General features: G+C 62.6%; 12 protein-coding genes and 1 tRNA gene. 9 read left to right on the top strand and 4 right to left on the bottom strand.

Translation table 11 applies throughout. The features are described from left to right. Window positions 1-24 precede the first annotated feature (24 nt). Window positions 25-2,079 (top strand): NAD(+) synthase, encoded by a 2,055-nt coding sequence (locus tag GA0004734_RS05565; RefSeq protein WP_092935955.1) that lies wholly within the window; start codon window positions 25-27, stop codon window positions 2,077-2,079. Window positions 2,080-2,190: 111 nt separating this feature from the next. Continuing rightward, window positions 2,191-2,451: a hypothetical protein gene (locus GA0004734_RS05570; RefSeq protein ID WP_092931916.1), complete on the top strand. Its 261-nt coding sequence runs from the start codon at window positions 2,191-2,193 to the stop codon at window positions 2,449-2,451. A 9-nt stretch (window positions 2,452-2,460) separates the two neighbouring features. Here the strand turns inward: GA0004734_RS05570 and GA0004734_RS05575 are convergent, their stop codons facing one another. After that, window positions 2,461-3,180, bottom strand: coding sequence for a Crp/Fnr family transcriptional regulator (locus GA0004734_RS05575; RefSeq protein ID WP_092931918.1), 720 nt, complete (start codon window positions 3,178-3,180; stop codon window positions 2,461-2,463). Between the two features lie 221 nt (window positions 3,181-3,401). Here GA0004734_RS05575 and GA0004734_RS05580 point away from each other — a divergent pair, with 221 nt between their 5' ends. Continuing rightward, window positions 3,402-3,638: a DUF6894 family protein gene (locus GA0004734_RS05580; RefSeq protein WP_092931920.1), complete on the top strand. Its 237-nt coding sequence runs from the start codon at window positions 3,402-3,404 to the stop codon at window positions 3,636-3,638. A gap of 312 nt (window positions 3,639-3,950) precedes the next feature. Next, window positions 3,951-4,355, top strand: coding sequence for a host attachment family protein (locus GA0004734_RS05585; protein ID WP_092931922.1), 405 nt, complete (start codon window positions 3,951-3,953; stop codon window positions 4,353-4,355). Between the two features lie 230 nt (window positions 4,356-4,585). Here the strand turns inward: GA0004734_RS05585 and GA0004734_RS05590 are convergent. Beyond that, window positions 4,586-4,661 (bottom strand) — tRNA-Thr (locus GA0004734_RS05590). A 142-nt stretch (window positions 4,662-4,803) separates the two neighbouring features. Continuing rightward, a complete protein-coding gene (locus GA0004734_RS05595) occupies window positions 4,804-5,763 on the bottom strand; it encodes an NAD(P)H-dependent flavin oxidoreductase (protein ID WP_092931924.1) in 960 nt (319 codons plus the stop codon). A 354-nt stretch (window positions 5,764-6,117) separates the two neighbouring features. Between GA0004734_RS05595 and GA0004734_RS05600 the strand changes: the two genes are divergently transcribed. Further along, on the top strand, window positions 6,118-7,434 hold the full coding sequence (locus GA0004734_RS05600; protein ID WP_092931926.1) for a hypothetical protein: 1,317 nt from the start codon (window positions 6,118-6,120) through the stop codon (window positions 7,432-7,434). 55 nt (window positions 7,435-7,489) lie between these two features. Here GA0004734_RS05600 and ppk2 read toward each other — a convergent pair whose 3' ends face one another. Continuing rightward, window positions 7,490-8,374 carry a polyphosphate kinase 2 gene (gene ppk2 / locus GA0004734_RS05605; protein ID WP_245292485.1) on the bottom strand — a complete coding sequence of 295 codons (885 nt, stop codon included), beginning with the start codon at window positions 8,372-8,374 and terminating at the stop codon, window positions 7,490-7,492. A gap of 309 nt (window positions 8,375-8,683) precedes the next feature. On the opposite strand from ppk2, the gene phoR reads away from it, so the two are divergent. From phoR to pstA, 4 genes are all read left to right on the top strand, one after another. Further along, window positions 8,684-9,922, top strand: a complete 1,239-nt coding sequence (phoR, locus tag GA0004734_RS05610; protein ID WP_245292486.1) for a phosphate regulon sensor histidine kinase PhoR — start codon at window positions 8,684-8,686, stop codon at window positions 9,920-9,922. A 196-nt stretch (window positions 9,923-10,118) separates the two neighbouring features. Further along, window positions 10,119-11,153, top strand: coding sequence for a substrate-binding domain-containing protein (locus GA0004734_RS05615; protein ID WP_092931932.1), 1,035 nt, complete (start codon window positions 10,119-10,121; stop codon window positions 11,151-11,153). A 140-nt stretch (window positions 11,154-11,293) separates the two neighbouring features. Continuing rightward, on the top strand, window positions 11,294-12,778 hold the full coding sequence (gene pstC / locus GA0004734_RS05620) for a phosphate ABC transporter permease subunit PstC (protein ID WP_092931934.1): 1,485 nt from the start codon (window positions 11,294-11,296) through the stop codon (window positions 12,776-12,778). Further along, window positions 12,775-14,097 carry a phosphate ABC transporter permease PstA gene (gene pstA, locus GA0004734_RS05625; RefSeq protein ID WP_092931937.1) on the top strand — a complete coding sequence of 441 codons (1,323 nt, stop codon included), beginning with the start codon at window positions 12,775-12,777 and terminating at the stop codon, window positions 14,095-14,097. The genes pstC and pstA overlap by 4 nt, the downstream gene beginning before the upstream one ends. Window positions 14,098-14,102 lie beyond the last annotated feature (5 nt).

The raw sequence follows: 14,102 nt of genomic DNA on the forward strand, positions 1-14,102 counted from the left end.
GCGATCAACACGGGATGCGTGCCGGTGAATTTCTTTTCAGCCTATGATCAGGGTTTTGTTCGCGTTGCAGCCTGCACGCCGCGCTGCGAGGTTGCCGACCCCGCTTTCAATGCCGAACAGGTGATCGCGCTTGCGCGCGACGGACATGCCCGTTCCGTCGGTCTGATGGTGTTCCCCGAACTCTGCATTTCCAGCTACACGCTCGATGACCTGCTGGGCCAGGCGGCGCTGCATGAGGCGGTGGACATGGCTCTCGCCCGCGTCGTGGAGGAAAGCCGCACCCTGTCGCCTGTCCTCCTCGTCGGCGCGCCGATCCCGAAGAACGGCCGGCTCTATAATTGCGCCCTCGCCATCCATCGCGGCCGCATCCTCGGTGTTGTGCCAAAGAGCTATTTGCCGAACTATCGTGAGTTCTACGAGAAGCGCTGGTGCGCTGCCGGGCGCGACATTCGCGGCGAGACCATCGCAGTTGCGGGCCAAATGGCGCCGTTCGGCGTGGATCTCTTGTTTTCGGCAACGGACGTGCGCGGCTTCGTCTTTCATATCGAAATCTGCGAGGATGTCTGGATCGCCGCCTCGCCGAGCGATTTCGGCGCGCTCGCAGGCGCGCTGATCCTCACCAATCTCTCGGCCAGCAACATTACCGTCGGCAAGGCCGAAACGCGCCGCCAGCTTGCGGGCTCCCAGTCCAGCCGCTGCTTTGCCGCCTATGTTTATGCCGCCGCCGGTCCGGGCGAATCCACCACCGACCTTGCTTGGGACGGACAGGCCTGCATCTACGAACTCGGCAATTTCCTGGCGGAGACGGAACGCTTTCCAAGCGGCCCCCAGATGTGCGTGGCCGATATCGACGTCGACCGACTGCTGCTCGAACGCCTGCGCACAGGCACCTTCAACGATGCTGCCAACCATCAGCACCGCGATGATCGGACCTTCCGCACGGTTGAGTTCCAGTTTGAGCCGGATAGGGGTGATATTGGGTTCGAGCGCGGCATCTCGCGCTATCCTTTCGTGCCCGCCGATCCCGCCCGGCTCGATCAGGATTGCTACGAGACTTACAACATCCAGGTTCAGGGCCTGATGAAGCGGTTGCAGGCGACCGGCATCAAGAAGATCTGCATCGGCGTCTCCGGCGGTCTCGACAGCACTCATGCCCTCGTCGTCGCCGCACGCGCCTTCGACCAGTTGGGCCTGCCGCGCTCCGGCATTCTCGGCTTCACCATGCCGGGCTTTGCCACCGGCGACGTAACGAAGACGAACGCCTGGAAGCTGATGCGGTCGCTCGGCATCACTGCCGACGAGATCGACATCAAGCCGCTGGCAGAACAACTGCTGAAGGACCTGAAGCACCCTTACGCCGAAGGGAAGCCGGTCTACGACATCACCTTCGAAAACGTACAGGCAGGCCTGCGCACCGATTTCCTGTTCCGCGCTGCCAACCGCTACGACGCGCTGGTGCTCGGCACCGGCGATCTCTCGGAGATCGCGCTTGGCTGGTCCACCTATGGTGTCGGCGACCACATGAGCCATTACAACGTCAATGCCTCCGTGCCGAAGACCCTCATCCAGCACCTGATCCGCTGGATCATCGCCAAGAACCTCTTCGATGCTGAGACGAATGCGACGCTCGCCGATGTTCTCGACACCGTTATCTCGCCCGAGCTCGTGCCGGCCGACGAAACCGGCGCGATCCAGAGCACGGAGGACAAGATCGGCCCATATGCACTGCATGATTTCGCGCTCTACTACATCACCCGTTTCGGTCTGAAGCCTTCGAAGGTCGCGTTTCTCGCCTGGCATGCCTGGCATGATGCAAAGGCCGGTGCCTGGCCCACGGGATTCCCCGAGGAGAGCCGGAACGCCTACGATCTCGCTACCATCCGCAAATGGCTGGAAGCGTTCCTGTTCCGCTTCTTCACGACCAGCCAGTTCAAGCGCTCTGCCTCGCCGAACGGCCCGAAGGTCACCTCCGGCGGATCTCTCTCGCCGCGCGGCGACTGGCGCGCACCTTCCGACGGCAATGCACGCCTGTGGCTGGACGAACTGAGACGCAACGTTCCGGAGAACGAGCAGGCTTAAGCGTCGGGAACTCCACCCTATCCTATCCAAGGTTTCGCTCCTTACTTCTGCGACTTGAGAAACGAACCGTTTCCGCCATCATGGTGGCGGGTTCGTTTCCTGGGGCAGAGAATGGGACTGAGACTTGTCGGAAAGGATGATGCCGATCGCGGCGAGGCACCGGTCGGTGCTCGCGATGTCGAGGCGGAGGCGCGCCGGAGACTGTCCGTGCTCGGCCATGAGCGTCATCGCGTGCGTTCGCTCGCAACCGGCATCGACATGCCGCGCGAGGTCCACATTAAGCATCTTCAGATCATGGCGATCGCGCTGGCGCTCTCGAGCCTCGAAAGCATCCCGGACGATTATCAGTCGGATGCCTACTGGCCCATGTAAAGAGCCAACTCAGCGCGGCTCCACGGTCAGGCTCAAATAGGTCGGATCGAAATCCGCGATGTCACGAAGCTCGTCCCAGTCGAGAATTGTCACCGTGTGATTGACCCAGCTGATCAGGCCGTCCTTGCGCAGGTTCTGGATGGTGCGGTTCATGTGGACGAGCGACAGCCCGAGCACGTCCGCCATCTCTCCTTGCGACAGGGGGAAGTGGAAGCTCAGGTCCTGCGTCAGCCCCATCGCCTGCAGGCGCATATGCAGCTCGCAGATGAGATGGGCAAGATGCGCGCGCTTTGAGCGACGGCCCATGGCAACGATCCATTCGCGGTGGATCGCGCCGTCGATGATCGTCTTCAGCCAGAGCAGCCGCGTCAGGTGCGGGGCTTTCCGCGTCAAAGTTTCCAGTTCGGTATGATCGATCTGCATGACGCGGCAGGGTGAAAGCGCGATGATTCCGTGGTCCATCGTTTTCAGGAGGAAAGCATGCAGATCGACGAAATCGCCGGGAACATGCAGCGCCGTGATCTGCCGCGTGCCATCCGGCGTCAGCTTGTAGCGTGCTGCAAAGCCTGCGGTCAGCAGCGTGCTGTAGGAGGGCCGCGTATTCTCCGACACGAGGTCCTCATCAACCTCGTACGACCGCTCGCGGGTGGCAAGGGATCTCATAAGGCTTCGCTCATCCTCCGAAACGATGTCGTGATTGGCGAGGTTCTGAATGAGAATGTCGATCACGATGAAGGCCTTCGAGAATGAACCGGTAGAGACAAGCCGCGCGCAGGCCGGCCGGGGCCGCGGCGCATTTTAAACAGCGGTGTTTGAAAGACGGCAAGCGCAAAACGCACGACGGCATCGCCGTGCGCATGTTTTACGAACGGACGCCCGGTCACGTCGGAACAAAAGGTTCGTCTCCAGCTTAGCGTGGCGCAAACGCACTGAGAACGTAGAGACATGTGATGAGCCGCTATTTCTTTGATCTTCACAATGGAGATGGTCCTGTGTTGGACGAGGAAGGCCAGGACATGGTCTCGCGCGAGTCCGTCGCCATGGAGGTCGCCCGCATTCTCGGGGATATCGCCCGGGACGAAATGCCGGAAACCCGCAACGGCACCATCTCCCTCACCGTCCGCGACGAGACAGGCAGAACGATCACCGTCGCTCGCCTGACGTTCAGCAACGAGTGGGTCGAGTAGAGATGTCTAGCGCGACGAAGCAGGACTAAATCCGCTTCGGCTCCTTCGCGATGATGTCCGGAGCGGCAGGCTGTGCAGATGGACGATGGGTCGGTTTCGGACCCGACGTCGGGCGCATGCCGTCCGTCTGAGGCACTTTTCCAGCGCAACCTGACGGCGTGTGTTCGAAGTCCCATAAGGATCGTCGAAGGCGACGAGCGATCGTTTCGCTCAATGGAAGCGGAACGAAAAGCGGCTTGGAAGGCTTGTATCGGGTACGCGCAGAGCATGGCAAAACCGCTTACCTCATGCGTCATGACAACGGAGATTATCATGGACCTTCCCCAAAATGCAGTCGTCGCCGTTGCCGATGGCAAAAAGCTCGTTCTTTTCAAGAACGAGGGCCAGGCATCCGACATTCAGCTCAAAGCCCTGCCCGACGCCGAGGTCGATGACTCGAAAATCCCCTCCGGTGGCCGCCATTCCAGCAGCGCCGCCAACCCGAGCGATGGTCAGCAGGACGAAGACGGTTTCACCGCAGGCGTGGTCGATCTTCTGAACAAGCGCGTCCTCGACGGCAAGATCAAGAAGCTCGTGATCATCGCGGCGCCACGCACACTCGGTGAGCTTCGAAAGGGCTATCGCAAGGCCCTGTCCGACGCGCTCGTCGGAGAACTGGACAAGGATCTCACGGGGCACTCGATCCAGGATATCGAAAAGGCCATCGCCGCGGCCTGACGCCGCCGCTACAGACTGAGAACCGTCGAAGGCAGAGCCACACTCAAGCGGCTCTGCCTTCGTTCGTTTTGGTTCGCAGCTCTCACTGCCTCTTAAGTATTGACCGACGCGTCAGCTTGAGTGCGCGCGGATAGCCAATTGGTGAGAAGCCAATCGGCTGTGAAAGCGAGCAGACGCACGATTACGCCCAGCAGAATGCCAAGGTCCCTATAATAATTGATAAAAGGAATTGGTGCCGCTTGCAGGACTCGAACCTGCGACCCCATCATTACGAATGATGTGCTCTACCACCTGAGCTAAAGCGGCTCACCGGGCGAACCAAAGGGTTCAGCCTGTGTTGTGAGGGGCTGATACCTGCAAAGTTCGGGGAATTCAAGCGGTCTCTTCGTCTGTCGAGGGAAAAACTGACGCGGGCAGGGTGGCTGCCCGCGGGAATATCGTGGAGCCGCTACAGCGAGAGGCGGGCGCGGGCCGCGTTGTATTCCGTTTCCAGACGCTCCACGAGTTTTGCGACAGGGGTGACGGCTGTGATGGCGCCGATGCCCTGGCCCGAGCCCCAGATGTCGCGCCAGGCTTTCGCACCGGTGCCGACGGCGGCCTCGAGGTCCATGGTGGCAGCGTCGGCAACGGGCAGGTTGTCGGCGTCCAGTCCGGCGGCGGAAATGGAGGGGCGGAGATAGTTGCCGTTGACGCCGGTAAAGTGCGGCGTTTCCACGATGTCCTTCGCCTTGCTGTCGACGATCATCTGCTTGTAGCCGTCGCTCGCCCGGGCTTCTTCGGTCGCAATGAAGGCCGAGCCGATATAGGCGAGGTCTGCGCCCATGGCCTGCGCCGCCAGCACCGCGCCGCCATTGGCAATCGCGCCGGACAGGAGGAGAGGGCCGGAGAACCAGCTGCGGATTTCCTGGATGAGCGCAAAGGGCGACAGCGCCCCGGTGTGGCCGCCGGCGCCGGCCGCAACGGCGATCAGCCCGTCTGCGCCCTTGTTGATGGCGGAGCGCGCATGACGATCATGGATCACGTCGTGCAGCACGATGCCGCCATAGCTGTGCACGGCCGCATTCACCTCCGGCACGGCGCCGAGTGAGGAGATGACAATCGGCACCTTGTACTTCGCACACAGCATCAGGTCGTGTTCCAGCCGTCGGTTGGAGCGGTGGACGATCTGGTTGACGGCGAAGGGCGCGGACGGGCTGTCCGGGTTCGCCTTGTCATGGGCGGCCAGCTCCTCCGTGATCATCGCCAGCCACTCATCGAGCTGCGCTTCCGGTCGGGCATTGAGCGCCGGGAAGGAGCCGACGACGCCGGCCTTGCACTGGGCGATGGTCAGCGCCGGATGCGATATGATGAACAGCGGCGCCGATACGACGGGAATGCGAAGACGGGACAGGATCGGCGGCAGGGCCATGGTGCTCTCTCTTAATTGACGTTTGCGTAAACGGAAGATAACCGCGGGATGGCAGGTCTGACAAGAGGGGTATCGTGAGATGCGGCTGGGTACTTGCGGTAGGGCATCATGGCGTCCTGCGACACGCGTGTCCAATCCGCAGATCCGTTGCTTTTCAGATGGTTGAACAGTGTGTCACGATCCGAACACTGCCGGAAGAGGCTGGAAAGGTGCTCATACCAGCCTATGTGCATTGCGCGGACTTGCGTAACGAGACGTCAATCGTTACCGAAAAGTGAACGTGCTTTCCTGCGTTTCGGCACCGGCATCCTCACGGATGCCCCAAGCGCAGGCCCAAGGTGGCAAGGGATTACCGTGAGCGGACTGGAAACGGCCATCAAGCAGGCGCTGGAGCGCTCCGACCGGGCAAGTGCGGAAACGCGCGCGCGGATCTACCAGTCGGCACGAAACGCGCTCGAAGCCGGCCTGCGCAAGCAGAACGTCCTTGACGAAACCGTCGTCGCCCAGCAGCGGCACCGTCTGGAAGTCACCATTCACGCGATCGAACAGCAGGAACGGGCGGCTCTTCGCGATCTCTCGGTCGTTCATTCCCCAGTTTCTCCAGCCCCATTCTCTCCGGCCCCCGTCTCTCCTTCCACAGTTCCTCCGCAAAATCCCGCAGAGCCTGCATATCCTGCCGAGCCCCACGTGACCATTGCCGACGCTCCGCGTGCGGAGCAGCGTGCAAGCGTCCGCGATGCCGAACGGCAGGAGCCCGGGTTTGCCGAGGTGACTGCCGAGCGCCCCTCGTCCCGACGTGACGGCCCCTCGTTCGATGCCCCTGACGTGGATGGACCGCGCGGAGATGGCAGGGTTGAGCGCGGCGACCGGCACCGCGAGCACGATGATGCACCGTTTACGGAAACGCCAACGCCGATGGTCGCGCCGGTTCGCGATTCCAAGCGGCCTGGCGCGCAGGCACGCGATGCCGTCAACGATCTTGGCCTTCCCGGGGCGGAGCCGCTCGTGCTGCGCCGGCGCCGTGGCCGCGGCGGGCGCATCGCCTCCATTCTCATGGTTGCGGCCGTGCTCGTGGCAGCCGTCGGCAGTGCCACGTGGTGGGTGATGAGCACGGGTCTTCTCGAACGCCCGCAGGGCCAGCCGGCACCTCCGCCGACCGTGGCCGCGGAGGATTTCGATGGCGGCGCAGGCCTGCGAACGCTCGGTGCCCAGGCCGGCTTCACGGCAGATTGGGTCGATCTCTATCTGCCGACCGCCACGGGCGGCGTTACGCCAGGCGCGCGCGTTCGTACCGAAGTGGTGCGCGACGAGGGCGGTGCACGGCTCCGCATCGCGTCTGGCGCGGGCGACGCCAGCGGCAACGTCGCCATCGAGGTGCCGGCGTCGGCGCTGCAGCGCATGTCGGGGCAGACTTCCACCATCGCCCTCAGCGTTCAATCGGCAAACGGCAAGCCGACCCAGTTCTCGGTGGAATGCGACTTCGCATCCCTCGGCGATTGCGGCCGTCATCGGTTTACGGTCAATGACGAGAAGAGCGACATGCTGTTCAAGATCAGCTTCGACCGGACGATGTCGCCAAACGGCCCTGGCCGTATCCTTTTGAACAGCGACGTCACCGCCAATGGCGGTCGTCTGGATCTCTATGCCATCCGGCTCTTGCCCGGACAGTGAGACGAACGGCGGCACCGGATCCAGGCGCCGCCTTGTCGCTGACCCCGTCAGGACATCACGATTTGAGAAAATGGTGCTCTGAGTTCAGGATCTTGCCGTCTATCTCGCCGATCGCCTTCTCGTCCTTGCCGGTATAGTCGAGTCCCGTCAGGATATGGCGGATGAGGTTCAGCCGGGCGCGGCGGCGGTCGTTGCCGAGGATCACGGTCCAGGGCGCCTTGCCCTTGTGGGTTTCCTTCAGCATGCGGTTGCGTTTCTCGGTATAGTCGTTCCAGCGCGACAAAGCCTCGATGTCCATGGGTGAGAGCTTCCACACCTTCAGCGGATCGTGGCGGCGCTGATGGAACTGCATCAGCTGCATTTCCTGCCCGATTTCCAGCCAGATCTTGAAGAGCACGATACCCTCTTCGACGATCAGCTTCTCGAATGCCGGGACTTGTCTGAGGAAATGCTCGTACTCGGCGGGCGTGCAGAAGCCCATGACCGGCTCGACGCCGGCGCGATTGTACCAGGACCGGTCGAACAGCACGAACTCGCCCTTCGTCGGGAAATGCGAGATGTAGCGCTGGAAATACCATTGCCCGCTCTCCGTCTCCGTCGGCTTGGTCAGGGCGACGATCCGGGCCGTACGGGGATTCATATAGGCGCGGGTTTCGTGGATCGCGCCGCCCTTGCCGGCCGCGTCGCGCCCCTCGAACAGCACGATGACGCGCTTGCCGCTTGCCTGCTGCCAAGTCTGCACCTTCACCAGCTCGATCTGCAGCTTTTCCAGCTCAGCCTTGAAGACGCCCTTGCTCAGCTTCTTTTCATAGGGGTAGCCGCCGGAGGCCATGGCGGATTTGGTGATCCAGTCCGGCAGGTCCGGCGTGTCGACGTCGAACAGGCGCGTCTTCCCGTCGATGACGATCTCGACCGGCTTGATGTCGTCCATGCTTCTCATCTCCATGTGTGCCCAGCGGGGTGTGCCCAGCGGGGTGTGCCCAGCGGGGTGTGCCCAGCGGGGTGTGCCAAGCGGGGTGCCGGCAGGCCAAGCCTGAAGGGCCGGTTGCCGCCGTAGCTGGGGAGCAGGCCATAAGTCCATTGCGATTTCAAGCGCACCGTGAAAATCATGTCATGAAGCCGGGTTACATGGTGGATGTTCGCCGCATCGGCTGGCAGGTGTTATGGTACGTGCCTGTTGGCGCAGGCTCGTTCGGGAAGGCAGCGACAGTCGGGAGGACGTGTGCTGGAAACGACATATTGGCGGACGATGGGCACCCGCATCTGGGCGGAGAAGTGGCTGATCGGCCTCACCCTTGCCGGCTGCGTCGGATTGATCGCGACCAGCGGCCACGCCGCCCTTGCCGCCGTATTCTGGATCGTTGTCGTTCTGGCACTTCTGCGGCAACCGGCGATGCCGGCGCCCCCCGCTGCCGTCGAGCCGCTGCCTTCCACCGGTGAGGCTGAACTCGCGACGCTTGAAGCCGGCTTCGACGCTTTGGATATGCCGGTGCTCGTCATCGGGCCGGACGAGCGCGTGCTTTTCCAGAACCAGGCGGCCGAAAAGGCCTTTGGCGTCATCCCGGCAAATTCCGACCTTTCCGGTCGCGTTCGTTCGCCCGGTATCCTCGATATGGTGCGCGAGACCATCGCGACCGGCCGCATCAACCAGATCGAACATTCCGAACGTCTGCCGTCCGAGGCCGTCTATATCGTGCGCGTGGCGCCGGCTGCGCTTGCCGCTGATGGCCCCAAGCGGGTGTCGGCGCCGGAAAGCATCGATACCGTCTATGTCGTCTCCTACCGCGATATCTCGCAGGCGCGCCGCATCGATCGCATGCGCTCGGATTTCGTCGCCAATGCCAGCCACGAATTGCGCACCCCGCTCGCCTCCCTGCGCGGCTTCATCGAGACGCTGCAGGGGCCGGCGCGCAACGATGTGAAGGCGCATGAGCGGTTCCTCGGCATCATGCTGGAGCAGGCAAACCGGATGAGCCGCCTTGTCGACGACCTGCTGTCGCTCTCCCGCCTTGAGCTGAAATCCCACATCGCGCCCGAGCAGGAGGTCGCGCTTGCACCTCTGCTCGGCCATGTCTGCGACACGCTGGGTCCGCTTGCCCAGGATGTGGGCATCACCATCTCGCTCGCCGTTCCGTCACTTCCCGTCGTCGTTCAGGGGGATCGCGACGAACTGATCGAGGTGTTCGAGAACCTCGTGGAGAATGCGTGCAAGTATGGGCAGGAAGGCAAGACCGTGGAGGTGACCCTTTCCGGCGGCGGCGGCGATCCAGTTGAGGTCTCTGTGCGCGATCACGGGCCGGGCATTCCCGCCGAGCACGTGCCGCGCATCACCGAGCGTTTTTACCGGGTGAATGTCGAGGCCAGCCGCTCGAAGAAAGGCACCGGGCTGGGGCTTGCGATCGTTAAACACATCCTCACCCGGCACCGCGCGAGGCTGATCGTCCGCTCGGTGCTGGGCGAGGGAACCGTTTTCACGGTCCGTTTTTGACGGAATATCGACGAAATCTGGGTCTTTAACAAAAAGATCATGAAAATCAGGAAGATAGACTGTCATAAATCTTTCGTCAACTTGACATAAAAGCTTGTGGCATCGGCCGCTAATGAAGGGTAGCCGATGAGAATAAACGGCGAAAGCGAGCGCTGACACTCTAGCGCACCCACACAAGCCCATCCGGGAGAATTCCATGAACGCCCTGAAACTGACTGCTGCAGCCCTGGTGGCTTCCGTCGCCTTTGCTGGCGCTGCCGCTGCCCGCGACCAGATCCAGATCGCTGGCTCGTCCACCGTTCTTCCCTATGCCAAGATCGTTGCCGAAACCTTCGGCGAGACGTTCCCCGACTTCAAGACGCCGGTCGTCGAATCCGGCGGCACGGGCGCCGGCCTCAAGGAATTCTGCAAGGGCGTCGGCCCTGATACCATCGACATCGCCAATGCTTCGCGCAAGATCAAGGACAGCGAACTGGCGGAATGCAAGTCGGCTGGCGTGACCGAAGTGCAGGAAGTCAAGATCGGCTATGACGGCATCGTCTTCGCCACCGACAGCGGCAATGCCGACCTGAAGCTCGAGCCGAAGGATCTCTACCTCGGCCTCGCAGCCCAGGTCGTCGTCGACGGCAAGGTTGTTGCGAACCCCTACACGAAGTGGTCTGAAGTCAACAAGAACCTGCCGGACGCCGAAATCGCCGCTTATATCCCGGGCGAAAAGCACGGCACGCGCGAAGTCTTCGAAGAGAAGATCCTTCATGCAGGCTGCAAGGCTTCCGGTGCTGAAGAGGTCATCAAGGCTGCCGTTGCCGACGCCAAGGAACAGGCCCGCACCTGCGTTGCCGTTCGCAAGGACGGCAAGGCTGTCGACATCGACGGCGACTACACAGAAACGCTCGCCCGCATCGCTGCCAACAAGAACGGCATCGGCGTCTTCGGTCTGGCTTTCTATGAAAACAACGCCGACAAGCTGAAGGTTGCGACCGTCAACGGTGTCATCCCGACCACGGAAACGATCGCTTCCGGCGAATACCCGGTTTCGCGTCCGCTGTTCTTCTACGTCAAGAAGGCGCATCTCGGCGTTATCCCCGGCCTGAAGGAATTCGTTGAATTCTTCCTCGACGACCAGATGGTCGGCCCGGAAAGCCCGCTGGCAGCCTACGGCCTCGTTGCCGCGCCGGATGCAGAGCGCGAAGCTGACCGCAAGGCCTTCACCGACGGCACGCAGCTGTAATAGGAGCCGATCCGGAGACCTGGTCTCTTAAGGATCACCCCGCACGGCGCGCGAGCGCCGTGTGGGAGCCCCAACGTTCGAATGGCCGGCGTCCGATCTTGCAGCATGCGATGTCGTGAAACGACCGGGGGACCCAGACCATGAGCGCTTCTCTCCTCTTTCTCCTCGTCCTGCTCGTCGGCGCATCCGCCTTCGTGATGGGTCGTTCGCGGGCCATGGCCACGGCCGGTGGCAAGCTTTCCTCTCTGCATTCTCTGCCCGGCTACCACGGCAGCTACGCTGCCATCTGGGCTCTTCTGCCTTCGCTCGTCGTGCTCGCCGTCTGGCTCGTCGCTGCGCCGCCGATGATCGATCGCAGCGTGCTCTTCCATCTGCCGACCGAGGTCCTGAACCAGGGCAATGCGCCCGCCCAGCTGGCACTCGGCCAGGTCAAGTCGGTCGCCCGCGGTCTCGCCCTTCTCTCGGACGCCGAGCGCAGCGCACTTGACAGCGGTTCCATCAATCTTCGCGACGCCATGGGTGCCAAGGGCATTCCGCTGGCCGGCGCCGGCGAACCCTGGATGATCGAGTCCGCTACGACCTTCAATCGGATGACGGCAAACAGCCATCTGGCCATGGCCGGTGTCGTGCTGCTGCTGGCCATCGGTGGAACACTTCTGGCGCTCCGCGGCATCTCGCAGCGCTTCCGGGCACGCAACCGTGTCGAGCAGGTCATTCTCGGCGGCCTGATCCTCGCTTCCTCCATCGCCATCCTCACCACCGTCGGCATCATCGGCTCTATGCTGTCGGAAGCCCTGCGCTTCTTCGCCTCGGTGTCGCCGATGGAGTTCTTCTTCGGCACCGTCTGGGATCCGCGCTTCGCCGCAGCCGGCCAAGCGGGTCAGGCCGGGCAGTTCGGCCTCCTGCCGCTTCTCGCCGGCACGCTCTACATCGCCTTCGTCGCCATGCTCTTTGCCGTGCCGATCGGCCTGTTCGCCGCCATCTACATGGCGGAATATGCCAACAGCACGGTGCGCTCGATCGCCAAGCCGCTGCTCGAAATCCTCGCCGGCATCCCGACCATCGTCTACGGCTTCTTCGCCCTCGTCACGGTCGGCCCGTTTCTGCGCGATATCTCGGGCCAGCTGAACGGCCTCGTCACCGGCAACTATACCAGCTTCATCCAGGCGCAGAGCGTTCTCACCGCCGGCCTCGTCATGGGCATCATGCTGATCCCCTTCGTGTCCTCCCTGTCGGATGACATCATCACGCAGGTGCCCGGCTCGCTGCGCGACGGTTCGCTCGGCCTCGGTGCCACACGGTCGGAAACCATCAAGCGCGTCGTCCTTCCTGCCGCTCTTCCCGGCATCGTCGGTGCGCTTCTGCTAACGGCATCCCGCGCCGTCGGCGAGACGATGATCGTGGTGCTTGCGGCCGGTGTCGCCGCCCGCATGCAGATCAACCCCTTCGAGCCGATGACGACCGTCACGGTGAAGATCGTCAACCAGCTGACGGGCGACCTAGAGTTCACCTCTCCGCAGACCCTCGTCGCCTTCGCGCTCGGCATCACGCTCTTTGCCATCACGCTCTGCCTCAACATTTACGCGCTCTACATCGTGCGCAAATACCGGGAACAGTACGAATGACCGACATGACCTCATCGCTCGCCGGTGCGTCGCAGCGTCCCGCATCCACCCGTCGCGATATCGGCATCAAGCGCCGCTACGCCGCAGAACGCCGCTTCCGGGCCTATGGCATCGGTGCCATCTCCATCGGCATCTTCTTCCTCGGTCTCCTGCTCTGGACCGTCGTGTCCAAGGGCTACACGGCCTTCCTGCAGACCGAGATCGTCCTGCCGATCACCTTCAGTGAACAGGTCATCGACCCGAAGAACGAACGGGCGACCAACCCTGCCAAGCTGATGACCGCGAACTATCCGCTGTTGGTGCGTGACGCGCTGGTACAGAAGCTCGGTATCGACCCCGCCAACCGCGCGGACGTGAAGCTCGCGACCGACATGGTCTCGGCCAGCGCCCGCACGCAGCTTCGCGATGTCGTCGTTGCCAATCCGGCGATCATCGGCCAGACGGTGCCGGTGGCACTTCTGGCGGAAGGCAACATCGACTCGGCCAACAAGGGCCAGATCGACGTGACGGTGGACGAAGCCAACCGCAAGGTGAAGGATAAGCAACTCGGCTGGATGCAGACGCTCGCGCAGGACGGCGCGATGACGAAGTCCTTCAACACGGGCCTCTTCACCTCGGGCGCCTCCTCGCGTCCGGAAGCTGCCGGCATCGGCGTCGCAGCGCTCGGCTCGCTCTACATGATGCTGATCGTGCTAGCGCTCGCGCTGCCGATTGGTGTCTCCGCCTCGATCTACCTCGAAGAGTTCGCGCCGAAGAACAAGCTGACCGACCTCATCGAAGTCAACATCAACAATCTCGCGGCCGTTCCCTCCATCGTCTACGGTCTGCTCGGCCTGTCGATCTTCATCAACTTTGCCGGTATGCCCCGCTCGGCAGCCCTCGTCGGCGGTCTCGTCCTCACGCTGATGACGCTGCCCACGATCATCATCGCCACGCGTGCGGCGCTGAAGGCCGTGCCGCCGTCGATCCGGGCTGCGGCCCTCGGCCTTGGCGCCTCGAAGATGCAGACGATCTTCCACCACGTGCTTCCGCTTGCCATGCCGGGTATCCTGACGGGGACCATTATTGGCCTTGCGCATGCACTGGGTGAAACCGCGCCACTGCTTCTCATCGGCATGGTGGCCTTCGTGGTCGATTTCCCGGGCTCGCCGCTCGAACCTTCCACGGCACTGCCGGTCCAGATCTACATGTGGGCCAACGAAGCCGAACGTGCATTTGTCGAACGGACCTCCGGCGCGATCATCGTGCTCCTGATCTTCCTGGTGGTCATGAACCTTGGCGCAATCCTGTTGCGGCGCCGCTTTGAACGACGCTGGTAGTGAGG

This window comes from Rhizobium sp. 9140, assembly GCF_900067135.1.
In the GTDB taxonomy this organism is placed as follows: Bacteria; Pseudomonadota; Alphaproteobacteria; order Rhizobiales; family Rhizobiaceae; genus Ferranicluibacter.

Coding starts and splice junctions, on each gene's coding strand:
- GA0004734_RS05570 (WP_092931916.1), top strand. CDS start 2,191: ATGGGACTGAGACTTGTCGGAAAGGATGATGCCGATCGCGGCGAGGCA.
- GA0004734_RS05580 (WP_092931920.1), top strand. CDS start 3,402: ATGAGCCGCTATTTCTTTGATCTTCACAATGGAGATGGTCCTGTGTTG.
- GA0004734_RS05585 (WP_092931922.1), top strand. CDS start 3,951: ATGGACCTTCCCCAAAATGCAGTCGTCGCCGTTGCCGATGGCAAAAAG.
- GA0004734_RS05595 (WP_092931924.1), bottom strand. CDS start 5,763: ATGGCCCTGCCGCCGATCCTGTCCCGTCTTCGCATTCCCGTCGTATCG.
- ppk2 (WP_245292485.1), bottom strand. CDS start 8,374: ATGAGAAGCATGGACGACATCAAGCCGGTCGAGATCGTCATCGACGGG.
- phoR (WP_245292486.1), top strand. CDS start 8,684: ATGGGCACCCGCATCTGGGCGGAGAAGTGGCTGATCGGCCTCACCCTT.
- GA0004734_RS05615 (WP_092931932.1), top strand. CDS start 10,119: ATGAACGCCCTGAAACTGACTGCTGCAGCCCTGGTGGCTTCCGTCGCC.
- pstC (WP_092931934.1), top strand. CDS start 11,294: ATGAGCGCTTCTCTCCTCTTTCTCCTCGTCCTGCTCGTCGGCGCATCC.
- pstA (WP_092931937.1), top strand. CDS start 12,775: ATGACCGACATGACCTCATCGCTCGCCGGTGCGTCGCAGCGTCCCGCA.